The organism is Mesorhizobium sp. M0145, assembly GCF_040322355.1.
Lineage (GTDB): Bacteria > Pseudomonadota > Alphaproteobacteria > Rhizobiales > Rhizobiaceae > Mesorhizobium.
Window position 1 is genome coordinate 590147 of record NZ_JAMYTK010000001.1, and the last position, 21705, is coordinate 611851.

At 60.8% G+C, this 21705-nt stretch carries 18 protein-coding genes; 8 read left to right on the top strand and 10 right to left on the bottom strand.

The features are described 5' to 3' along the window. Positions 1-8: 8 nt before the first annotated feature. The gene (gene iolD, locus NKJ28_RS02970) at positions 9-1883 is read right to left on the bottom strand and encodes a 3D-(3,5/4)-trihydroxycyclohexane-1,2-dione acylhydrolase (decyclizing) (protein WP_352633979.1); all 1875 of its coding nucleotides are present in this window, start codon (positions 1881-1883) and stop codon (positions 9-11) included. Positions 1884-2029: 146 nt separating this feature from the next. On the opposite strand from iolD, the gene NKJ28_RS02975 reads away from it, so the two are divergent. Further along, positions 2030-2770, top strand: coding sequence for an SDR family NAD(P)-dependent oxidoreductase (locus NKJ28_RS02975; protein ID WP_352633981.1), 741 nt, complete (start codon positions 2030-2032; stop codon positions 2768-2770). A gap of 28 nt (positions 2771-2798) precedes the next feature. After that, on the top strand, positions 2799-3923 hold the full coding sequence (locus NKJ28_RS02980) for a Gfo/Idh/MocA family protein (RefSeq protein ID WP_352633983.1): 1125 nt from the start codon (positions 2799-2801) through the stop codon (positions 3921-3923). A gap of 59 nt (positions 3924-3982) precedes the next feature. On the opposite strand, the gene iolG is transcribed toward NKJ28_RS02980, so the two are convergent. From iolG to NKJ28_RS03005, 5 genes are read right to left on the bottom strand one after another with little or no spacing between them, the layout of a single operon-like run. After that, complete coding sequence (iolG, locus tag NKJ28_RS02985; protein WP_352633985.1) at positions 3983-4987, bottom strand: inositol 2-dehydrogenase; 1005 nt, start codon at positions 4985-4987, stop codon at positions 3983-3985. A gap of 23 nt (positions 4988-5010) precedes the next feature. Beyond that, positions 5011-6018 carry an ABC transporter permease gene (locus NKJ28_RS02990; protein WP_352633987.1) on the bottom strand — a complete coding sequence of 336 codons (1008 nt, stop codon included), beginning with the start codon at positions 6016-6018 and terminating at the stop codon, positions 5011-5013. Next, entirely contained in the window at positions 6015-7535 is a 1521-nt protein-coding gene (locus NKJ28_RS02995; RefSeq protein ID WP_352633989.1) for a sugar ABC transporter ATP-binding protein, read from the bottom strand. The genes NKJ28_RS02990 and NKJ28_RS02995 overlap by 4 nt, the downstream gene beginning before the upstream one ends. Next, positions 7532-8572, bottom strand: a complete 1041-nt coding sequence (locus NKJ28_RS03000) for an ABC transporter permease (RefSeq protein WP_352633991.1) — start codon at positions 8570-8572, stop codon at positions 7532-7534. The genes NKJ28_RS02995 and NKJ28_RS03000 overlap by 4 nt, the downstream gene beginning before the upstream one ends. Before the next feature lie 17 nt (positions 8573-8589). Next, a complete protein-coding gene (locus NKJ28_RS03005) occupies positions 8590-9660 on the bottom strand; it encodes a sugar ABC transporter substrate-binding protein (protein ID WP_352633993.1) in 1071 nt (356 codons plus the stop codon). A gap of 540 nt (positions 9661-10200) precedes the next feature. Here NKJ28_RS03005 and NKJ28_RS03010 point away from each other — a divergent pair. Genes NKJ28_RS03010 through NKJ28_RS03025 form a run of 4 tightly spaced genes read left to right on the top strand, consistent with a single transcriptional unit; the run spans position 10201 to position 14459 of the window. Beyond that, on the top strand, positions 10201-11088 hold the full coding sequence (locus NKJ28_RS03010; RefSeq protein WP_352633994.1) for a TIM barrel protein: 888 nt from the start codon (positions 10201-10203) through the stop codon (positions 11086-11088). Positions 11089-11102: 14 nt separating this feature from the next. After that, on the top strand, positions 11103-12410 hold the full coding sequence (hisD, locus tag NKJ28_RS03015; RefSeq protein ID WP_352633996.1) for a histidinol dehydrogenase: 1308 nt from the start codon (positions 11103-11105) through the stop codon (positions 12408-12410). Beyond that, on the top strand, positions 12410-13192 hold the full coding sequence (locus NKJ28_RS03020) for an SDR family NAD(P)-dependent oxidoreductase (RefSeq protein ID WP_502902161.1): 783 nt from the start codon (positions 12410-12412) through the stop codon (positions 13190-13192). Before hisD ends, NKJ28_RS03020 begins: the two co-directional genes overlap by 1 nt. Positions 13193-13226: 34 nt before the next feature. Next, positions 13227-14459 (top strand): trehalase family glycosidase, encoded by a 1233-nt coding sequence (locus tag NKJ28_RS03025; RefSeq protein WP_502902157.1) that lies wholly within the window; start codon positions 13227-13229, stop codon positions 14457-14459. 1481 nt (positions 14460-15940) lie between these two features. On the opposite strand, the gene NKJ28_RS03030 is transcribed toward NKJ28_RS03025, so the two are convergent. Both NKJ28_RS03030 and NKJ28_RS03035 read right to left on the bottom strand, forming a co-directional pair. Continuing rightward, the gene (locus tag NKJ28_RS03030; protein ID WP_352577190.1) at positions 15941-16720 is read right to left on the bottom strand and encodes a CPBP family glutamic-type intramembrane protease; all 780 of its coding nucleotides are present in this window, start codon (positions 16718-16720) and stop codon (positions 15941-15943) included. 127 nt (positions 16721-16847) lie between these two features. Beyond that, the gene (locus tag NKJ28_RS03035; protein ID WP_352634002.1) at positions 16848-18707 is read right to left on the bottom strand and encodes an ABC transporter ATP-binding protein; all 1860 of its coding nucleotides are present in this window, start codon (positions 18705-18707) and stop codon (positions 16848-16850) included. A gap of 373 nt (positions 18708-19080) precedes the next feature. Between NKJ28_RS03035 and NKJ28_RS03040 the strand changes: the two genes are divergently transcribed. Beyond that, the gene (locus NKJ28_RS03040) at positions 19081-19668 is read left to right on the top strand and encodes a YqaA family protein (RefSeq protein ID WP_023677958.1); all 588 of its coding nucleotides are present in this window, start codon (positions 19081-19083) and stop codon (positions 19666-19668) included. 29 nt (positions 19669-19697) lie between these two features. Then, the gene (locus NKJ28_RS03045) at positions 19698-20216 is read left to right on the top strand and encodes a disulfide bond formation protein B (RefSeq protein WP_023677957.1); all 519 of its coding nucleotides are present in this window, start codon (positions 19698-19700) and stop codon (positions 20214-20216) included. Positions 20217-20367: 151 nt separating this feature from the next. Here the strand turns inward: NKJ28_RS03045 and NKJ28_RS03050 are convergent, their stop codons facing one another. Both NKJ28_RS03050 and NKJ28_RS03055 read right to left on the bottom strand, forming a co-directional pair. Further along, a complete protein-coding gene (locus NKJ28_RS03050; RefSeq protein WP_023677956.1) occupies positions 20368-20925 on the bottom strand; it encodes an HNH endonuclease in 558 nt (185 codons plus the stop codon). A 129-nt stretch (positions 20926-21054) separates the two neighbouring features. After that, entirely contained in the window at positions 21055-21696 is a 642-nt protein-coding gene (locus NKJ28_RS03055) for a DNA-3-methyladenine glycosylase family protein (protein WP_352634004.1), read from the bottom strand. Positions 21697-21705 lie beyond the last annotated feature (9 nt).

Sequence of the window (21705 nt, forward strand, 5' to 3'; positions counted from 1 at the left end):
CGCTCCAGTCAGACCAGCGTCTTCTGCTTCGCGCGACCTGTCTCATAGCGCCTGCGCGCCTCGCGGACCCGTTCCAGGCCGGAAACTTCGGCGACACCGACCTCCCACCACAGGCCGGCCCCGATCGAACTGCCCCGTTTCTCGGCCTTCACCACGATCACGGCGGGACCGTCGACTGCCCTGGCCTGAGCGAGGGCTTCGGCAAGGCCGTCTGGATCGGAAGCGGAAAACACCGCGCAGCCCATCGATCGCGCGTTCGCCGCGTAGTCAACGTCGAGATAGTCGCCGTCGGGCTGGCGCCCCTCGGCCGAGCGGCGACGGAACTCGTTGCCGAAATTGTCTGCGCCGGTGCTGGCCTGCTGAAGCGCCCTGATGCACTGGAATCCCCAGTTCTCGATGACCACGGTGATCAGGCGGGCACCTTCCTGAACCGCTGTCACCAGTTCGGTCGGCCCCATCAGGTAGGTGCCATCTCCGATGACGACGAAGACGGTCCCCCTGTTTTCCCGTGCGATGGCAACACCCAGCCCGGCCGGTATTTCGTGACCCATGCACGAAAAGCCGAATTCGATGAAGCACTCGCTGCCGGCAGAATTGTCCCAGGCCTTCATGATCTCGCCCGGCGGCGTGCCGGCGGCGGCAATCACCACATCGCCCTTGACGGCCGCATGGTTGACCATGGCAATGATCGTTCCCTGCTTGAGGGGCGCTCCCTGCTCGTGCGAGATGGAAGCGCGATAGTCTTCCAGCCATGTATCGACTGCGCCACGAACCTCGTTTCGGAAGCTGTGGGATGTTGCGTAACCCCTGGCCTCCAGCGCCTCGCCAAGCGCTGCAAGGGCGAGTTTGGCATCAGCAACAACCGGCTCTGCACCGAGCTTGTAGGCATCCTGAGCGTTGACGTTGAGCGAGAGGTAGCGGGTCTCGCTGTTGAAATGCGACCGGGATGCCGTGGCAAAATCCGTGAGGCGCGTGCCTATTGCAATCACCAGATCGGCCTTTTCACCAACCCGCGCGGCTGCCCCCGTTCCCGTCGTGCCGCCGCCTCCCAGAAGCAGCGATGCACCCTGCGAAACGCCCTTGCCCGCGAAGGTCTCCATGACAGGGATGCCGAAGCGGTTGCAGAAGGCCACAAGCTCGGCTTCGGCCGCGGCATATCGGACTCCCCCGCCGGCAATGATCAGAGGTCGGCTGGACTGCGCGATCATATCGGCTGCACGTGCAATCTCGTCTGCATTCGGGCTTGCCCGGCGAATGCGCCATACCCGCCTGTCGAAAAAACCTGCCGGACAGGAAAATGCCTCGCCTTGAACATCCTGCGGAAGTGAGATGGTAACGGCGCCCGTATTCGCCTGGTCGACAAGGATGCGCATGGCCTCCGGCAACGCCGTCAGCAGCTGTTCGGGGCGCGAGATCCGGTCGAAGAAGCGGGACAGCGGCCGGAATGCATCGTTGACCGACAGATCGGCTTCGAGTGGATGTTCGAGAAGCTGAAGGACCGTCCCGGGCCTGCGGTGCGCGAAGATGTCTGAAGGGAGCAGCAGCACCGGAATCCGATTGATCGTAGCTGTCGCCGCCCCTGTGAGCATGTTGGTTGAGCCCGGACCGATCGAGGCGGAGCAAGCAAGCGTGGCGCGTCTGTTTTTTGCCTTGGCATAGCCCATGGCGGCGTGAACCATCGATTGCTCGTTCTTCGCCTGGTAGAAGGGCAGATCGTCGCCATACTCCTCGAGAGCCTCACCCATGCCGGCGACGTTGCCGTGCCCGAAGATCCCGAACATGCCGCCAATCAGACGTTCCTGCAGCCCGTCATAGTCTGAATATTGCGCCTTGAGGAAACGGACGACCGCCTGCGCAGCGGTAAGTGAGACTGTGTGAGCCATTTTCTGTGTTCCTGAATCTTGACTAGCTATGCATTTTGGGTTCTGAGTGAGGCTGTGCTGTCGCTCCGGCGAGCCATATGACCGCTTCTAAGGCAAAAAACGATGCAAGAGAAGATGAAAATTGAAATGCTATGCAAAGCGATTCCATGAAGCGCTTCGACGGCAAGGTCGTGATGGTCACCGGCGCATCGACAGGCATCGGGCTGGAGACCATACGCAGGATTCAGCGTGAGGGCGGCCAGGTAGCCGCTGCGCACAGGCGTGACCCCTCATCGGTAGATGTGGACGGCGCTTTTTCGGTCTACCTCGACGTCACATCATCCGAGGCGTGGGAGAAGGCTGTCGCCACAGTCGTCGAGCGGTTCGGCCATCTGGACGTTCTGGTGAACAACGCGGGGGCGCGAGCGAGTGGAGGCGTCGAGGAGACGAGTCTCGAACTCTGGCATGACATGATCGACACCAATCTGACGAGCGTCTTCCTTGGTTGCCGCGCAGCGGTTCCCCGGTTGAGAGCCGCAGGAGGTGGCGCCATCGTCAATGTCGGTTCGATCACCGGCATTCGCGGTACCGAGAACATGATCGCCTACAGCGCGTCGAAGAGCGGGATAACCACCCTGACGGCGTCGCTGGCGCTTGACCTGGCACGCGACAGGATCCGGGTAAACGCGGTCTGTCCGGCGGCCATCGGCACGCGCATGGTGACGTCCTGGCTGGGAGCGGCGCAGGATCCGGATGCGGCCACCCAGTTGGTCGTGTCGAAACATCCTATCGGCCGGGTCGGCAGGCCCGAGGAAGTGGCCTCGGTCGTCGCCTTCCTCGCAAGCGACGACGCGAGCTTCATGACCGGCCTCGCCATCCCCGTCGATGGCGGGCGCTCCATCCGATGAACTTCAGAACAGTTCCAGGAGATAGAACGTGAAAAGCTTGAAATTCGGCATTGTAGGATCCGGCTACATGGCCAAGACCCACAGCCTGGCACTGCGGAACATCGAAGGCTTCCTGTGGCCGAACATGCCGCGGATCGAGATGGTTCGCCTAGCCGACATCGACGCACGTCTTGCGGAGGAGAGTGCACGCCGGTGGGGGTGGGCAGAGGCAACGACAGACTGGAAGCAGATTACCCGCGCCGACGACATAGACGTCGTGGTCATCATTACGCCCAATGACAGCCATGAGGAGATCGCCAGCGACGCCTTCGCCAATGGAAAACATGTCTTCTGTGAAAAGCCACTGGCCAGCTCGGCTGCCTCGGCAAAACGGATGGCAGAGGCTGCCAGTCGGTCTGGCAAGGTCAACATGGTGAATTTCGTCTACCGCTGCTGGCCGGCGGTGCAATTTGCCAGGAAGCTGGTGGAGAGCGGCGAACTCGGTGAATTGCATCACTTCGAAGGACACTTCTTCCAGGACTATGCCAACGCCCCGGACCTACCCTACGCTTGGCGGTTCGACAGCGCCCGGGCAGGCGCCGGCGCTGGCGGTGATCTCGGATCCCACATTTCCGACATTGCGGTGGCGCTGGTGGGTCCCATTGCCCGCGTTGCGGCATCCTCGCGAACCTATTTTCCGCTGCGGGCTGAAGGAGCGGCCATGCGGAATGTCACTGTCGACGACATGATGACCACGCTGGTGGAATTCAGGTCGGGGGCAACAGGGTCGATTCATTCATGCTGGGCCGCAACCGGGCACAAGAGCGACCTCGCCTTCACGCTGATCGGCTCCAAGGGAGCGCTGTCGTTCAGTTGGGAGCGCAACAACGAAATCCATCTCTACACCGAGGCCGAGCAGAAGGATCGCAACGGCTTCCGCCGTATCATGATCGGCGGCATCCATCCCGAAGCCGAGCCTTTCTGGTACGCACAGGGACAGGGGCTGGGCTATGGCGAAGCATTCGTGATCACGGCCCGACGCCTTATTGAGGCAATCCAGAAGAACGACACTTCAGCTTCGCCGAGTTTTGCCGAAGCGGCCCATATCAACGCGGTCATAGAAGCGACCGTGAAAGCCGCCGCAACGCGGCAGTGGCAGGAGGTGGAGGGTTGATGGCCCTCGCCTCTCCTGGACGGTTCGGCGCGGCGCTTTCCAGGCAAAGGTCGTGGGGTTCAGGAGAGCTTAATCGCAAGGCCCGACCTCATGGACTCTTCAGCTGCCTCGGCAATCTCGAGCGCTCTCAGACCGTCTGCGGCACCAGGCGACATGGCGCCTCCTTCCTCCAGGCGGTTCACGAAATAGTCGAGCTCTCGCCGATAGGCGTCTGCGTAGCGTTCAAGAAAGAAGGGCTGCGGCTTGTCGGATGATCCGCCGTCGGCGTTCCAGGCAGTGACCGGGGTAGACAAAAGATTGCCGAGCTGGAGCATACCGCCCGCTCCATGAATCTCCGCGCGCTGATCATAGCCATAGGCAGATCGCCAGGAATTGTTGATCGAAACGAGCGTCCCCGAAGGCATCGTCAGCGTAACCATGACGGTGTCGACATGTCCGGCCGCGGCGATCCGCGGGTCCGTGCGCGCCGCACCGACGGCATAGACACTATCCGGTTCCTCGCCGGTCAGCCATCGCGCCATGTCAATGTCATGAATGGTGGTTTCGCGAAGGATGCCGCCTGAAGCCACGATGTAGTCGATCGGCGGCGGATCGGGATCGCGGCTGGTGAGCAGCACCAGTTCCGGGGCTCCTGCCTTGCCCTCGCGCAGTCGCGAGGCCAGCGACGCGAAGCCCGGGTCGAAGCGTCGGTTGAACGCCAGCAGGAACGGTGTGCCCGCCGCCTCGACCGCGGCAACCAGCGAACGAACGGTGTCGAGATCACGCGCCAGTGGCTTCTCGCAGAAGACGGCCTTGCCGCGAGCCAACGCCTGGTCAATCAATTCGGAGTGCGTAGAGGCGGCGCTGGCAATGACGATAGCGTCGACGGCAGGATCGTCGAACACGTCGGTTGCCGAGCGCACGCGCGACTGAAATGTTTCCGCGAGGGCGCGGGCACCTTCGATATTCGGATCAACGATTGCGGCGAGCACCGCACGAGGATGCGTGGCAATGTTGGCGGCGTGAATCGAGCCCATCCGTCCGGCGCCGAAAAGTGCCAGTTGCAGCCGCTTAGGTCCTGGCATGTGTTCCCCTTGTTTCCGACGCCTTACTTGATGATGCCAATCTTCTCGCGATCGATCGTTATGGCGACTGCAATGACGATGACCACGCCGAAAACGATGTTCTGGTAGGCGGGATTGAGCCCGACGATGACCGTGCCGATTCGCACCAGCCCGGCGATGAGTCCACCAACCAGGGCGCAGGCAATGCCCCCTATGCCTCCCGAAATGGCAGTGCCGCCAACCACCACGCCAACGATCGCCGGAAGGAGGTAGTTGTTCGCCATTGCAGGCGAGCTGTATCCGGTCTGCCCGAGCAGGAGCAGGCCGGCGACAGATGCACAGATCGCTGAAATAGCGAAAGCCAGCACCTTTACGCGCAGGGTTTTGACGCCCGACAGGAGGGCCGCTCGTTCTGAAGCACCGACTGCAAAGATCTCGCGGCCAAGACGGGTAAACCGGAACAGCGCGCTGAGGATGGCGGCCGAGATGAGTACAACAATCACCCCGTTCGGCAATCCGGCCGTGCGGCTCCCGAAGAACGAGATGATGGCCGATGGTTGCGACAACGGGGCAGCGGTAGCGTTCGAGATGAAGTGGGTGATCCCGTAGAGCATCCCCAGCGATCCGAAGCTTACGACAAACGACGGAATCTGGGCCCGGTGGTGAACATAACCCTGTAGCGCGCCGACGAGGCCGGCAAGCCCGAGCACCGCGACAAAAGCGAATTCCCCCAGGGTCGGATTGAGTATGACGAAGGCGACCGCTGCAAACGAAGCCATGGTCGCGACTGACAGGTCGATACCGCCGAGCAGGATGACGACAGCACTGCCCATGACCAGCATGAGCAGCGGCGCGGCGTCTGTTGTCAGTCCGGCAAGTGCCCGCAGCGACAGGAGTTTGGGCTGGACCCACGCGATGGTGGAGAACAGTCCGGCAAGCGCGATCGCCGGAACAGCGATTGATCTGAGCTTGCGGGCAATTTCAATTCGCCTGATGGATGCGTTCTGTTCGCCAATCTGGCCAGCGCGAATTTCTGGGCTGTCTCCACTCATACCATCGCCTCGACAATTTGTTCGGGTCTTGGCTTGTGCAGGCAAAGGTCTTCAAATTTGGCCGACACTTCGCCATCACGCATGACGATCACGGTGTCCGCCATACCCAGCGTTTCCTCGAGAGTTTCCGAGACGAAGACAACCGCCAGCCCCTGGCGGGCGAGTTCCCTCATGACGCCGAAGAGATCGGCCTTGGCGCCAGGATCAAGGCCACGCGTCGGGTGGTCGAGGATGAGCACCTGGAGACGATCCGACATCAGCCATTTGGCGAGAGAAACCTTCTGCTGGTTGCCCCCGCTCAACCGCTCGACATATTCGACGGGTGAAGGCGTCTTGACCTTGAGCCTGTTGATCCAGGAAAGCGCCCGCGCCGTTTCCTTTTTCCGGTTGATCAGGCCGATCCGTCCCATCTGCGGGCCGAAGGTGAGAACGATGTTTTCCAGGACGGTGCGTCCGACTATGACACCCTCAAGTTTCCGCTCGGCAGGAACATACCCGATGCCGGCGCGAATCGCTGCATCGGGCATTGCGGATAGACCCAGTTCTTGACCAGCGACCTTGACGCTGCCAACCACGCCGTCCTCGGCGCCGAAGATGGCACGACAGAAGGTTTCGGCACCCGAGCCTGCCACACCGGTGACGGCCACGATCTCGCCTGACCTGACCGAGAGAGATACGTCGCGAAACCTGCCCGGCGCGGTGAGACCGTCGACCACCAGCCGCGGCTCGAACGCCTCGACTGGCTCGCGACCGCTCTCCTGATAGTAGTCGTCGGAGCGTCGGGAGCCGACCATCAGATGGTAGAGCTCCTCGTGGCTCGTGGTGTCCTGCGTTCTTTCCGCGACATTCTCGCCATTGACCATGACGTGAACGCGGTCGGAGATTTCCAGGACCTCTTCCATCCGGTGAGACACAAAAACGACCGATGCGCGCGCCCGTAGTCGCCTGATCTGGCGAAACAGATCTTCGACCTCCGATGGGCTGAGCAGCGACGTTGGTTCGTCAAACAGGATGACAAGCGGCTGATCTATTAGTTCCTCGATTGCAAGCACCTTGGCGAACTCGACCATCTGCCGGTCCGGAAAGCTCAGCGTGTCGACCTTGATGTCAGGAGGGATATCGCACTCAAGCTTTGCGAGCTGTCGGGCAGCTTCCCGATTGAGACCTCTCCAGTTGTAGATACCGAAGCGACGGTGCGGGGACGGCTTGTCGAAAAAGATGTTCTCGGCAACCGTGAGATTGGGGATAAGCGACTGCTCCTGGTGGACCAGCCCGATCCCCATGCTCGCCGCAGCCAGCGGCGACCGGACCACGGTATCAACGCCACGCAGGCGGATCTTCCCTGTGCTCGGCTGCTCCATGCCTGAAAGGATTTTCAGAAGCGTCGACTTGCCGGAACCATTCTGGCCAATGAGGCCAAGAACCTCGTTCTGGCGCAACTCTACGCTCACATCGTGCAATGCCCGCACGCCCGGATAGGCCTTGCCAATGTTTGTTGCAGCGAGAACCGGGGTCATTTGACGATCCTCAGCCGGCCACGAAGGCTCCAGTTACCGACCACCAGGGCCGCGACGATGGTGAGGCCCTCAGCCACATGGCGCAGATAGGGGTCGACCCCAAGCTGGATCATGCCGTTGCGCAGAACCTCGAGAATGAACACCCCGATGATGGAATGGAGCACGCCGCCCGTGCCGCCACTGAGAAGCGTTCCGCCAATCACGGCGGCACTGACTGCCGGGAACAGGAAACCTTCACCGGCTGCAGGATTGCCGACCGCGAGCTGCGCGGAGATCATGACGCCGCCAACGCCGGACATGAGCCCCATAAGCACGAAAGCGAGGACCTTGTGAAAGCGGACATGCTGTCCTGACTGCCTCGTGGCCTTCTCGTCGCGGCCGATGGCGTAGGACATTCGCCCGAACTGGGTGTAGGTCTGGAGAAGCCAGCCAAATACCGCAACCGCGAGCGCCAGAAAAACCAGGGCGGAAACGCCAAGGCTCTTGTCCAGTGCCAGACGCGTCAGCCGTTCATCAAGAATTTGTGGCTGCCTACCCGGAAAGAGCAAGGTGGCGATACCCAGCCCGACAAACCAGGTTGCGAGTGTGACGATCAGGGACGGCAGCCGCAGAAATGTGTAGACGAGACCATTGACCAGGCCAAACGCTGAGCCAAGACAGGCACCCGCCAGAATGGCCCACCAGCCCAGATCGAAACCTGTCACAGAGTTGGCGATGAGCAGCGAGACCAGCATGCTCGATGCTGCCATGACGCCTTCGATCGACAGGTCGATGGAACCCTGGATCAGGATGAAGGAGAGGCCCACGACGAGGACAACCGGGATCGCGCTCGATTCAAGAACGACCTTCAGGTTGCTGGCTGACAGAAACTGCGCACTTGCCAGCGAGAAGACCAGGACGAGAACTGCAAGTGTGGCAACCGGGCCGAGTTCCTTGAGCGGAAATCGAAGCCTCGATACGACCTTTGGCTGGCCCGCTAGCCTCCCCGAACCTTTGTGCGGGGAGGCTTCGATGGCCGCGTTTTGCGTGAGTGTCATGACCGACCAGTTCCAGCTTACTTGTTGGCACCGGCGGGGATCTGACCGACCGAGGCCGCCCAGAAATTGGCCTTCACCTTGTCGTAGCTATAGTCGGCTGCAACGTGCTTGCCGTTGAGGATCGCCTCGACATTGTCTTTGTTGACCAGGGTCTGAGACAGGTAGAAATCGCGTTGCTCTTCTTTCAGTTTGGCAAGGTCGATGTCGCCGGTGATCACGCCAACGGCCAGTGCTGTGGCCGTCGCGCCTTGGACATAGCCATCTATGTACATCGTCGAGAGCATCTCACCCGACTTGATAAGCTGCATGACATCGCTTGATCCGTCGGAACCCGTGACGAGAACCTTGCCGGCAAGGCCCTGTTCCCGTAGCGCCGCTACTGCGCCGAGAGCCATGCCGTCATTGGCAGAGAAGATACCCTTGAGGTCGCTGCCGTATTTGGTAAGCCAGGCTCGCGTGATGCTCTGGCCCTGGGTCTGATCCCAGTTTCCGACCTGGACATCGAGGAGTTTCAGCCCCGGGCATTCGGCAACCGCCTTTTCGAGCCCGGCGAGCCGCTGCTTGGCCGGCGGATTGTCCGGTATGCCCTGAAGGGCAGCGATGTTGCCCTTCCCGTTGAGCGCCTTGCACAGTTCCATGCCGTTCCGATAGCCGGAATCGACGCCGTCGAACGAGATGTTGGCGACCCAGGCGTCCGGCGCCGTATCCCACGGATGGATCTCGTCGGGGCGATTCCAGAGATTGACGATTTTGGCGCCGGCATCTCGCGCCCGCTCCACAATCGCTTTGGTGAAGGCGTTGGACGCAGGGTCGACGGCGATCGCGCAACCCTCGCAGCCGGTCGCAAACACGGCCCCGAACTGCTCCAGCAGTTTCTGCCCGTTGAAGTCGCTGACGATAACATTGACGTCCTTGCCCTTCGATCCGGCGACCGCCTTTGCCCCCTCGATAAATGCTGCCCAGTACTCGCTGGACGCGCTCCCGACGCCGACATAGACGTTCCCAAGGTCTCTGGCGAACGAGGTAGATCCCGACAGCGACAGTACGCCTAAGCCGAGTGCAAGCTTTCTCATAAGATTCTTTAGCATGGCTTCCTCCCTGGTAAACCACCCGCCACGGACGGGCTGCGAACACCAAACGCCAATTTGCATAGCAATGCAACAGGAATCTTGCATTGCTATGCTGAGCAACCGCAATTTCCCCGCCAACGCATTGTAAATAAACGATATATCGTCGAATGTATCTTGCTTGATCGACCCAATCGCTGAATATCTGGAGGCTTTTGGGTGCGCGTTTTCGGAATAAAGTACCCTATTGCGCTCCTGCATGGCTGAAGGCATAGAGCCAATCAGCAGCGCCCTGGCCTCATGCCTTAATCGCCGAGCCAAGATGCGGGCCGCCAGGCGTCAACCAGCCTTAGAGCAACCAATTGTTTTCATTGCGCTTATCCGTCCAGACGAAACCCGTTAGGTAGAGTATCCGAACGCGCTCGGGAGCGGCGCATCCAAGGCGCTCGGTCAACACGAGAAGAGAACGGATTGCATTGCTATGCAAAACATGATTTATGGGAGGTGTCGCTCCGCAGAGATCGGGGCGACACATGATGCATAGCCCAAGGGATATCCAGTATGCTCGTCAAACTTGCCAATGCGCCCGTGTCTTGGGGGGTCGACTACGCCGACGATCCCAAAAACCCGGCTTGGCCGCGTGTGATGGATGAGATCAGCGCGGCCGGTTACGCTTACACCGAACTCGGTCCCTACGGCTACTATCCGACAGATCCGGGGGTTCTGCGGCCTGAGTTTGATCGCCGTAGCCTTACAGTGATTGCCGGATTTGTGTTCCAGGATCTGCATAGCCCGGAGAAGGCTGAATCAGTGCTGGATGTTGCCGACCGCACGGCGCGACTGCTTGCGGCGGCCGGCGGAAAGTACCTCGTCACGATCGACCACATCTCGCCGGAACGGATGAATACAGCCGGGCGACGTGACCTCGCTCAGCCAATCGGTGCGCAGCGCCTCAACCATCTTGTCGGGCTGATCGATCGCATCGCCGACCTCGCGCTCGCACACGGGGTCATGCCAGTCATCCACCAGCATGCTGGCTGCTATATCGAATTCGAGGACGAAATCGAGACCGCTCTGGACAGGCTGGATCCGAGCCGGGTCGGTATCTGCATAGATACCGGCCATATGGCATATGCGGGCATCGATCCTGTCGCTTTCTACCGCCGGCATGCGCGTCGCGTACGCTACTTCCACTTCAAGGACATCGATCCTGTTGTCCACAAACGCGTGCTTGCAGATCGCATTCCGTTTCTCACCGCTATCGAGCAGAAGGTTTTCTGCCCGCTGGGCAAGGGCGTTGTCGACTGGGCCGGACTGGCAACCGCATTGCGGGAAACCGGTTATGACGGGGCCGCGACGGTGGAACAGGACATTGATCCGACCATTTCGCTCAATCCCGCGGACGATGCGCGGGCCAGTCTCGCCTATCTCCGCTCCGTCGGCTTCTGAAACGAGGTGCTGCAATGATCCGTGTCCTGAAGGAAGGCCGTTCATCGGTTCAGAAAGTCAATGACCATGCCTCTGTCAAGGCGGCGGTGGAATCCGTGCTGGCGGCCGTCGAGCAACGCGGCGACGAAGCAGTGCGCCACTATTCAGAAACGTTCGACAAATGGGCACCTGACAATTTCCGCCTGTCACAAGCTGAGATCGACGAATGCATCGCCGCGGTGGCACCACGCGACCTCGATGACATCCGCTTCGCACAAGCCCAGATCCGGCGCTTCGCGCAGATCCAGAAAGATGCGCTTCGTGACGTCGAGGTCGAAACTCTCCCTGGCGTAGTACTGGGACATAAGAACATTCCGATGAGCTCGGTCGGCTGCTATGTGCCCGGCGGCAAGTACCCATTGGTGGCTTCTGCCCATATGAGTGTCATCACAGCCAAGGTCGCAGGCGTGAAGCGCGTCGTGGCCATGACCCCGCCCTTCCATGGCAAACCCGCACCTGCTGTCATCGCTGCAATGGCGCTTGCCGGTGCCGACGAAATCTACGTGCTCGGTGGAATTCAGGCGATCGGCGCGATGGCGATTGGCACCGACACTATGAGTCCGGTCGATTTCCTGGTCGGGCCGGGCAATGCGTATGTGGCCGAAGCAAAGCGTCAACTGTTCGGACGCGTCGGCATCGACTTGCTCGCCGGGCCAACAGAGACATTGGTTATTGCCGATGAGACGGTTGATGCGGAGCTCTGTGCCACGGACCTTCTCGGTCAGGCCGAGCACGGCCCCAATTCGCCGGCGATCCTGCTCACTAGTTCCGAACGTCTGGCTCACGACACTGTCACCGAGGTCGAGCGGCTCCTCGAAATCCTCCCAACCGCGACGATCGCCCGCCAGGCCTGGGCCGACTACGGTCAGGTCATCGTCTGCGACACCGAAGAGGAGATGGTGGCGGAAGCCGACCGGATTGCGTCCGAACACGTCCAGGTGATGACCCGCGATCCCGAGTACTTCCTCGCCAACATGACCAACTACGGTGCGCTCTTCCTCGGACCGCGCACCAATGTTGCCTACGGCGACAAGGTCATCGGCACCAACCACACTTTGCCGACGCTCGGCAACGCCCGTTTCACCGGCGGCTTGTGGGTCGGCAAATTCATGAAGACCTGCACCTACCAGCGTATCCTGACCGACGAAGCATCGGCGATGATCGGCGAATACTGCTCGCGGCTGTGCGTACTCGAGGGTTTCCTCGGCCATGCCGAGCAGGCCAACATCCGCGTGCGGCGTTACGGCGGCCGCAACGTCCCTTACGCACACGCCGCCGAATGATGGTTGACGCCGCGCCCACAAGCTTGCCGGCAACGCCGTCATTCCGTCTTGACGGACGGCGGGCGCTGGTGACTGGCGCCGGGCGGGGGATCGGGGCAGCACTGGCTTCTGCTCTCGCGGAGGCAGGTGCCGAGGTCATTCTTGCCGCCCGCACCACCTCGGAGGTGGAGACCGTTGCGACCGCTATCAGGGCTCGCGGCGGCCGGGCCGCCCCACTGACCCTGGACGTGACCGACGTCGCCGGGGTGCGCGAAATCCTGGCGGCCCAGCCCGCCTTCCACATTCTTGTCAGCAATGCCGGCACCAACCGGCCCAAACCGATCGCCGACGTGACGGAGGACGACTACCACGCGGTACTCGATCTCAATCTGAAGGCCTCGTTCTTCGTCTCCCAGACTGTCGCGAAGCGCATGGCCGAGGACGCGATCCGGGGATCAATCATTTTCATGTCCTCGCAGATGGGCCATGTCGGCGCGGCAAACCGGACACTCTATTGTTCCTCAAAACATGCAGTCGAGGGTCTGACGAAGGCGATGGCCGTGGAACTCGGCCCGAAGGGCATCCGCGTCAACACGATCGCGCCCACATTCATCGAGACGCCCATGACGCGACCGTTCCTGCAGGATCCGGTCTTTGCACAATCCGTCCTTGCGAAGATCAGGCTCGGCCGCCTGGGGCGTGTGGAGGATCTGATGGGCGCGGCAGTTTATCTGGCCTCCGATGCCTCGGCACTGGTCACAGGAACCTCACTGGTTGTCGATGGCGGATGGACCGCGGAGTGAGCGAACGCAATATCGCCGCCACAAGACGCAGACAATGAAAAAGAGTAGCAGCATGGAAATTCTTGACTACATCGAGGCCTATTGGCCACGGATTGTCCGTAACGTGCCCGTTGACCAAGGCACGCTGATTGGGCTCCCCCGACCTTACATGGCGTCGGCCGAGGACCCAATTTTTCAGGAGATGTTTTACTGGGACAGCTATTTCACGGCTGTTGGTTTGAGTGGCACTCCTCGCGAGCAGCTTATCGTCGACATGGCCGAGAATATGGTCGCAATGCTGCGTCGCTTTGGCATGATCCCCAATGCGAGCCGTCTATATTTCCTTTCGCGCAGCCAACCGCCTCTTTCGACTGCCATGTTTCGCCTTGCCTTCGAAACGAAGGAGGCTCGTGGCGATCCGGATGCCTGCGCTTTCCTTGCTGAAGCTATGAGCCTCGCAGCTCTCGAACATCGAAATGTTTGGCTTGGCGAAATTCATCCACACATCAGGCGTGTTCATGCTGGACTGTCGCGCTACTTCGACGCGAACTACACTGACGAACTCGCGAGCTTTGAGAGCGGCTGGGATCGCTCGACGCGCTGTCAGAATAGGTGGCTCGATCACCTTCCGATTTGTCTTAACTCTGTCCTGTATTTACGCGAAATCGACCTTGAGTGGGCATCTCGCCGCTTGGGCGATGACGAGAGCGCCAACGCGTGGAGATCGGCCGCTGACGCACGGGCCGCGTCTGTGCGCGATCTGATGTGGGACGAAACAGCTGGCCTCTTTTTTGATTTCGATTACGTCGCCGGCGAACGCGATGGCGTAGCAACACTGGCTGCATTCTTTCCTCTGTGGTCAGGCCTCGCCTCGCAATCTGAAGCTGACCGAATGGTGGGTGAGTGGTTGCCGAAATTCTCGCAGCCCGGCGGATTGGTAACTTCGCTCGCTGCCCGAGATGGGCATCAATGGGCATGGCCAAACGGATGGGCTCCCTTGCAGTGGATCGTTGTAGCCGGCCTTGAACGCTACGGCTTTCGCGAGGAGGCGATGCTGATCATGCGCACCTGGTGGGACACCTGTGTCCTTAGCTTCGAGAAAACTGGGGCTATGTGGGAAAAGTACAACGTCGTTGAGGTTGGCGCCCCACCGGTCGATGATCGTTACGGTTCCGTCGGCGGATTCGGATGGACGAACGCAGTGTTCCTCGATTTTCATCGACGTCTTGGGGATGCTAAGAAGGATGTGCGCGCTCCGAAACCCCAACCGGCGATTTCTTCGGCATAAGCAACGCCCCCTCCCCGGCATTCGGACGAGGTGCACAGCACAGTTTATGTGATGATCCGTTGTCGAGATCACTGTGGCTTGATCCCGGCACTAGTGGATGCGTTTGTCTCTGCCTGTTCCAGACCGCATATTAAGCGACTTAAGAGGCCATGTTTCGTCAGCTAGCCGACAGCTGGACATGGCGGCGCCGTTCAGAGCACCCGGTGCTATGATGATATTCCAAGTGTATCTAGATAGGGTCATGAGCCCTCCCTGAAGTCTTCAAGTAAGACGGGAGGGCAGTTCGAATCCTTTCACGCCGGAGTTCGATCGGCAGTCATCGAGAGCCCACTGTAAATCAATGAAATCAACGCTATAGGCGGAGGTTTGCCAGTCATGACTTGGCTAACCAAGCCAAAAAAATACATCTAACTATAACTAGACGGCCGGCCTGAAGCTCAAATTGCAGCAGGCCGATGCTTCTAAGGCTAATGCCGTTCCCGCGAATAATGCTAATGCCGTTCCCGCGATTGGGCTCGCCTATAGCTTGGGAGTAGATGCTCATCAATTCGACCGCCAGTCTTTCTAGCTTCCGACGGGCGCTTCTCGAGCAGTTCAGGATCAGCGGCGCGTCCTTGGAGCGGAGCGACGAAAACGAAGCTGACGGGTTAGCGTTCGGCTTTCGCGCAAGTTTAGGCAGTGCTGTCGGCGCCATCTCCTCGCGCAGCAAACCGTCCCCGCTATGCTCAAACCATGCGTCACATCTCTCCACCGACTGCGGCTAGTCGGCACGTACATCATAGTCGAGACGGCGCCACTGATCGGGAGTTCAGGACGGTGTGTCTATCCGAGCAGAGCAGTGCGTCAGCTCTTGGGAAAGACAGACTGACCTCGCTGAGCGATATGCTGAATATTGCTGCCGTTCAAACACGGGCAGTGAAGGTCACTGATTGGGTCGGCATGAACGTGAAAACGAAAACTTCCAACGATCCCATCAGCGTAGCCGGGAACGTCGCAGTTGCGCCACAAATGCTCGAAGCCGTAGTCCGGGCCTTCTCCCACCGACGATCTAAAGAGCAGCGCGACAGGCTGGTGGGCGATGAAGGCCGTGTCGTGCCTTACAGCTTTGGTCGAGGACGCCATTCGTACGCCATTGGCGCCGCCAGCAGTTGTGGACGCGGCTCCTATTCTGCACCTAGACGACTTTGCGGGGCTTCAAGGGACTAAGAGCTGATTTAGTAAGGCCTTGATTTTTCTGCCGGTTCGGCATCTCGCGACACTCCGTCGCATGGTAGACAAACCACTTTTTGAGTCGAGCGCGTCTACCAATTCCGCCATAGGGGCTCAGGCCGGGCGGCCTGGATGGGCGCGGACTATACGGTTGGAGGCCTGTTCGTCAACTGGCCAATTCCCGAGATCCCATCTAGCTCGAGCCCAGCCTTTCGGTTTTCGTGATACGGCGCTTCGATCGATAGCGGGCATCTCGTCCCGTTTGAACCCTTCTACCGCAACAGCGGCCACAGAATGCCGATGAATACCGACGCCCCATCCATGAGCCAATGCGCCGTCGCCAGCGGCAGGATGCGGCGCACGCGCAGGTACACGAGGGTGATGAATGTCGAATGCGCGATGGGTGCCAAGAGCCGGTAGAGCATGAAATGCGGGTCGAACGTCAGCGGCATCACCGCATGCTGAAACGACCAGGAAAACGCTACGACGGCAACGGCAAATCCCGTGCTTCCCGACAAGACTTGGAAACGCGGCAGAAGATAGCCGTTATAGGTGGTCTGCTCCGTAATGCCCCAGACCAACGGAAAGATCAGCACCCCGTAGAGCGCAGGCAAGAGCGGCAAAGGTCCGTATATTTGCGGTGCGTCAGGGTTGCCATAGACCAACAGGCTGCTGGCGGTGATCCCAACGTAGATGAAAACGAGGCTCGGGAGGATGAGCGCAACGCCCAACAACAGATCGCGCCCCAAGCGGTTGCGATCGAAACCGACCAAATCGAGCAACGTGATGCCCTCGCGCCGCGCAAGGCACCAAAGGAGTCCAAGGCAGCCCGCGTCGATCAAGCTGCCGTATACCGGCAGCCAAGCCCCTGCGTCGCGCCAGGGCGTCGCCGAACCGTGCGCAGCGTACACGGCCGCAACCAGGCCCTGCGCGGCAACAGCGAAAGCCGACCGCGCGAACAACATCAGGGCGGGGCCGGACCATGTCAGCGCGCCGGCAGATCGCCGCTCGAGAATGGCGGCACGGGAGTTCGGGATTATGGCTTCGCTCATGATCGATGAAGTTGGGATCGGCTTCCGAACGTTATGGTGGAAACGAGTTCAGCCAAGTCCGGTTTCCGGAGTGAAAGCAGAATGTATCGAGCCGGCCATGAGCAAAAACATCATCACCGAGGGCGGCTCACATCTCCTCGAGGGCGTCGGCAATATAGCCGCCGGTCTGAAGCTTCCACAGTCGGGCATAGAGCCCGTCGCGCTCCAGCAGCGCCGATGGTTTTCCCTCCTCGACGATGCGGCCTTTGTCGAGGACGACGATCCGGTCCATCCTGGCAATCGTCGACAGGCGATGGGCGATGGCGATCACAGTTTTGCCTTCCATCAGAAGAGCGAGCTTGTCCTGGACCGCCGCCTCGGCCTCGCTGTCCAATGCGGACGTCGCCTCATCGAGAACCAGGATTGGCGCGTCCTTGAGCAACACCCGGGCGATCGCAACGCGCTGACGCTGGCCGCCGGAAAGTTTCACCCCGCGGTCGCCGACGAAAGCGTCGTAGCCGGTGCGGCCTTCGCCATCTCTGAGATCGGCGATGAAGCCGTCGGCCTCGGCCAGCATCGCGGCGCGCTCCAACGCCTCCGGCGGGGCATCGGGCCGGCCATAACGGATGTTGTCGCCGACGGAGCGATGCAGCAGTGAGACGTCCTGGGTGACGACGCCGATGCTCTCCCGAAGGCTGGCCTGGGTCACGCTGCGGAGATCCTGCCCATCGATCAGGATCGCGCCGCCCTTCAGCTCGAAGAACCTCAGGAGCAGGCTGACAAGGGTCGACTTGCCGGCCCCGGAGAGGCCGACGAGCCCGACCTTCTCGCCGGCGCGCACGGTGAGAGACAGGTCTTCGATCACCCGTTGCCCCTCGCGGTATTCGAACTGGATGTTCTTGAACTCGACTTCGCCGGCCGTGACGTCGAGCGGCTTGGCGTTCGGCGCGTCTTTTATGGTCGGCGGCGTCGTCACGACCGGCATTGCGTCGCGGATCGTGCCCACCGCCTGGAAAATCTGCTGGCCCATCTGCAGGAAGGCACGGGAGTTGGCATTGAGCCGCTGCACGATGGCGATCGAAGCGGCGAACTGACCAACCGTGACGAAGCCGGCGACAAATCCCCAGAGCCCTATGGCAACGTTGGTGAGAAAGAGGGCAACGTTGAGCAGGACGACGCCCATATCGGTCGTCAGATAGATGCGCCTTTCGCGCTGCTGGGTCTCGATGGCGTTTTCCATCACGGTCCGCATCGCGCCCGCCTCGCTGTCTTCCGCCGCAAACAGCTTGACCATCTGAATGTTGCTGTAGAGGTCGGTCATGGCGCCGACCACGAGGCTTCGCCCCCGCGCCGAGCGGCGCGACCGCTCGGAATATTGGGGTACCGCCACCACCGCAATGGCGATGTTGGCGGAGATCCAGAGGAAAACCGGAAGCGCCAGCGGCCAGGACAACGCGCCAAGCAGAACGAGCGACCCGACGAGTTGCACCAGAAACAGCGGTATTCTGTAGAAGGCCACGACGATCTGCTGCTGCACGGCGGATGCGACTTGCGAAATGCGCGACGCCACCTGACCTGCGAAGAGGTCGTGGAAGAAGGCAAGATCCTGACGTTCCACCGCCTTGTGGCCCTGCCACTGCATCGCCGCCGGCATGCATACGGCCACCGTCTGCGAGTTCAGCGCATTGCCCACGAAGATGAGCAACGGCAGCACGGGGAAAACCAGCACGCCGAGCACGACCAGCGTCGGCCAGTCCTCCTGCAGGAAAACCGCCGCGCCCTTCGCGCTCACCCCATCGACGACGAACGAGGCCCCCCAAATCGTCGCAAGGTTGATCCCCTCGACCGCCATCATCAGGACGGTAATGGCCGCAAGGGTGCCGCGGAACATCCGCGCAAAATGCAGGAGCAGTGCAAACGGCCCGCTCGCAGGCAGCGGCGCGGGTGGAATATCCAGCGGACGGATGAGCTTCTCAAAGGGGCGATAAATGAAATCAGACAACGACATGGCGGCGCAAAGGGCGAAGCAGGGAGAGAGGATGCGACAGGAATCGCCGGTATTTAAACACGGATCGTGTTCGACCGGAAAACCCACGATGTAATTGGAAACTGCCTTGACGCACTTCAGCGGGCAAGTGTTCGACGCCATGGCTTGCTCGTCAACTGGCCAAATCCCGACATCTGGGCTCGCTCAAGCCTCAGCCTTTCGATTTCGTGAAGCAGCTGCCATTGTGCAGCGCGGAAAATCTTTCTAGACAGGCGGCGCATGTCATTGAAGCGCACCTTGTCCGACGAGGTTGATGCGGGGCGCTTCCAAGTCTTGTTTGTACATGTCGTGATCCCAAGACCGCTTCTGGTTTGGGCGTGCATTAGGAGTGCCGATGCTTCGCGGACTTTACGACTGGACCTTGTCGCTGGCGGCGAGCAAATCCGCCGAATGGTGGCTGGCCTTCATCGCCTTCGTCGAGAGCTCGGTGTTCCTGGTGCCGGCCGACGTCCTCTATCTGCCGATGGCGCTGTCACGGCCGGATCGCGCCTATCGTTACGCGCTGGTCGCCACCGTCGCCTCGGTGCTGGGCGGCATCGCCGGCTGGTTCATCGGCCATTATGCCTATGATGCGGTGGCGCGGCCGATCCTCGAATTTTATGGCAAATATGACGAGTTCGAAGCGATGCGCGTCTCATCGGGTGTCGGCTTCATCATCCTGATGCTGGTCACCTCCGGCCTCGCCCATCTGCCGCCGATCAAGGTTGTGACGATCCTGTCGGGCGTCATCGGTGTTCCTTTGCTGCTGTTCATCGTGCTGGCAATCGTGGCGCGCGGTGCTCGCTTCCTGTTTCTCGCCTGGCTCTTGCGCCGCTATGGCGAGCCGATCCGCCACTTCATCGAAAAGCGCCTTGGCCAGATTGCAGGCGCCGCCGCCGCTGCCCTGATTTTGCTCTATATCGTCGTCAAATACGCCGTCTGAACGACATCGAACCGAATGGACTGAGTCCGATGACAGCGACCGTGAATGCCGATACCGGACGCCAGCGGCTGCGCACCGCCCTGTTTCTCGCTGTCGCCATGGCCGCCACGGTCGGCTCGGCGCTGGCCTTCCAGTATCTCGGCGGCTATATCCCCTGCAAGCTCTGCCTCGAGCAGCGCACGCCTTACTACGTCGGCGTGCCCTTGATGCTGCTGGCGGTGCTTGCGTCGGCTCTTCACGCGCCAGCCTGGGTAAGCCGTGGCCTGCTGGCTGTTGGCGGCCTGCTGATGCTCTACGGCGTCTATCTCGGCGTTTATCACTCCGGCGTCGAATGGGCGTGGTGGCCAGGCCCGACCGATTGCACCGCAGCCGCCGGGCCGGTGGACACCGGCGGCAAGGGCGTGCTCGATGCGCTCGACAAATTCGTCCCGCCCTCCTGCGACAAGGCGGCGCTCCGCATCCTCGGCCTGTCGCTGGCCGGCTGGAACGCCATCGCCAGCTTTGTCCTGGCAGTCGTCGCCTTCCGCGGCGCCTTTGCCCGCGACTGATTTAGCGCGACACGAGATCATCCAAGAATTCGGCAGGCTGAGTCGGGTGGAGTGATTGTCGAGAACCGAAGCGGAGCGGACATTGGTCCGTGAGCATCGGAAGCGCAGACAATCGCTTCAGACGGCCAGCCTCCCGAATTATCGGATGATCTCACGGCTCGAGTTCGACATCCCAGTACAGATAATCCATCCAGCTTTCGTGTAGATGGTTGGGCGGGAACAGCCGGCCGTTATTATGCAAATCATGCACCGTCGGCTGGTAGGGCTTCTGCAGCGGCCACATCTTGGCGTGGGCCGGCATCATGCCGCCCTTCCTCAGATTGCAGGGCGAGCAGGCAGCGACGACATTCTCCCAGGTCGTGGCGCCGCCGCGATGGCGAGGAATGACATGGTCGAACGTCAGATCGTCCGGCGTGCCGCAATATTGGCATTGGAAACGGTCACGCAGGAAGACGTTGAAACGGGTAAACGCCGGATGCCTCGACGGCTTCACGTAAGCCTTCAGGCTGACGACGCTCGGCAGCTTCATCGAAAAGGTCGGTGAAGAGACGGCGTGTTCGTATTCGGCGACGATGTTCACCCTCTCGAGGAACACCGCCTTGATGGCATCCTGCCAGGACCAGAGCGACAGGGGGTAATAGCTGAGCGGACGGTAATCCGCATTCAGCACCAGCGCTGGAAGCCCATCCGGAGATACGGCAACCGTCACGTCGTTGACCTCCTTCACCCTAGAACCGGTCGACGCGGATACTGTAAGCCCGACATGACAGGGATGTGAAGCGGATTGTCGATCATGCCGGGTCTCAAAAACGCATGATTTCAATGCTTTTTTGCGGATTCAGGCCGGAGGCGCGGCATCCCTGCCCTTCAATTCGCGATAATAAGCCCAGAAAAGCCGCGATGCGACACCGCGCCACGGGCTCCATGATTCGGCAAGCCGGATCAGCATTTTCTCCGGCGGACGCGGGTCGATGCCGAGCGCATGGCCGACCGCGCTCTGCAATGCTACGTCGCGCGCCGGAAAGATATCTGGATGTCCGGCGGCAAACAAAAGGTAGACTTCAGCCGTCCACGAGCCGATCCCCGGCACCTTGGTCATGGCCGCGATCGCCTCGCTTGCATCGAGCCGGCACAGGTGATCGAGGTCGAGTCCCTCGGCCAGCGCCCGGGCGACGGCAACCAGGCCCCGCTGCTTGGGCCGCGACAGCCCGGCCTCGCGAAAGATCGCCTCGTCGGCGGCAAGTATCGCCTGCGGCGTCAGCGGATCGAGCAGTCTCGTCAGCCGGCCGAAGATGGCATCGGCGCTCGCGCGGGACACTTGTTGTGAAACGACGATCGAGGCAAGGCTCCTGAATCCCGGCTCCGACAGCCGGAGCGGCACCTCGCCGGCCATGCCGCGCACTTTTTCCAGGCGTGGGTCGAGTAAGCATAGCCTATCCAGCCCTTGCGCAATGTCGTCGAGACTGGCGATGCGTTGCATGTCTGCTTG

Excerpts from the sequence above, each read along its gene's own strand:
- iolD (WP_352633979.1), bottom strand. The coding sequence starts at position 1,883 with ATGGCTCACACAGTCTCACTTACCGCTGCGCAGGCGGTCGTCCGTTTC.
- NKJ28_RS02975 (WP_352633981.1), top strand. The coding sequence starts at position 2,030 with ATGAAGCGCTTCGACGGCAAGGTCGTGATGGTCACCGGCGCATCGACA.
- iolG (WP_352633985.1), bottom strand. The coding sequence starts at position 4,987 with ATGCCAGGACCTAAGCGGCTGCAACTGGCACTTTTCGGCGCCGGACGG.
- NKJ28_RS02990 (WP_352633987.1), bottom strand. The coding sequence starts at position 6,018 with ATGAGTGGAGACAGCCCAGAAATTCGCGCTGGCCAGATTGGCGAACAG.
- NKJ28_RS02995 (WP_352633989.1), bottom strand. The coding sequence starts at position 7,535 with ATGACCCCGGTTCTCGCTGCAACAAACATTGGCAAGGCCTATCCGGGC.
- NKJ28_RS03000 (WP_352633991.1), bottom strand. The coding sequence starts at position 8,572 with ATGACACTCACGCAAAACGCGGCCATCGAAGCCTCCCCGCACAAAGGT.
- NKJ28_RS03005 (WP_352633993.1), bottom strand. The coding sequence starts at position 9,660 with ATGCTAAAGAATCTTATGAGAAAGCTTGCACTCGGCTTAGGCGTACTG.
- NKJ28_RS03010 (WP_352633994.1), top strand. The coding sequence starts at position 10,201 with ATGCTCGTCAAACTTGCCAATGCGCCCGTGTCTTGGGGGGTCGACTAC.
- hisD (WP_352633996.1), top strand. The coding sequence starts at position 11,103 with ATGATCCGTGTCCTGAAGGAAGGCCGTTCATCGGTTCAGAAAGTCAAT.
- NKJ28_RS03020 (WP_502902161.1), top strand. The coding sequence starts at position 12,410 with ATGGTTGACGCCGCGCCCACAAGCTTGCCGGCAACGCCGTCATTCCGT.
- NKJ28_RS03025 (WP_502902157.1), top strand. The coding sequence starts at position 13,227 with ATGAAAAAGAGTAGCAGCATGGAAATTCTTGACTACATCGAGGCCTAT.
- NKJ28_RS03030 (WP_352577190.1), bottom strand. The coding sequence starts at position 16,720 with ATGAGCGAAGCCATAATCCCGAACTCCCGTGCCGCCATTCTCGAGCGG.
- NKJ28_RS03035 (WP_352634002.1), bottom strand. The coding sequence starts at position 18,707 with ATGTCGTTGTCTGATTTCATTTATCGCCCCTTTGAGAAGCTCATCCGT.
- NKJ28_RS03040 (WP_023677958.1), top strand. The coding sequence starts at position 19,081 with ATGCTTCGCGGACTTTACGACTGGACCTTGTCGCTGGCGGCGAGCAAA.
- NKJ28_RS03045 (WP_023677957.1), top strand. The coding sequence starts at position 19,698 with ATGACAGCGACCGTGAATGCCGATACCGGACGCCAGCGGCTGCGCACC.
- NKJ28_RS03055 (WP_352634004.1), bottom strand. The coding sequence starts at position 21,696 with ATGCAACGCATCGCCAGTCTCGACGACATTGCGCAAGGGCTGGATAGG.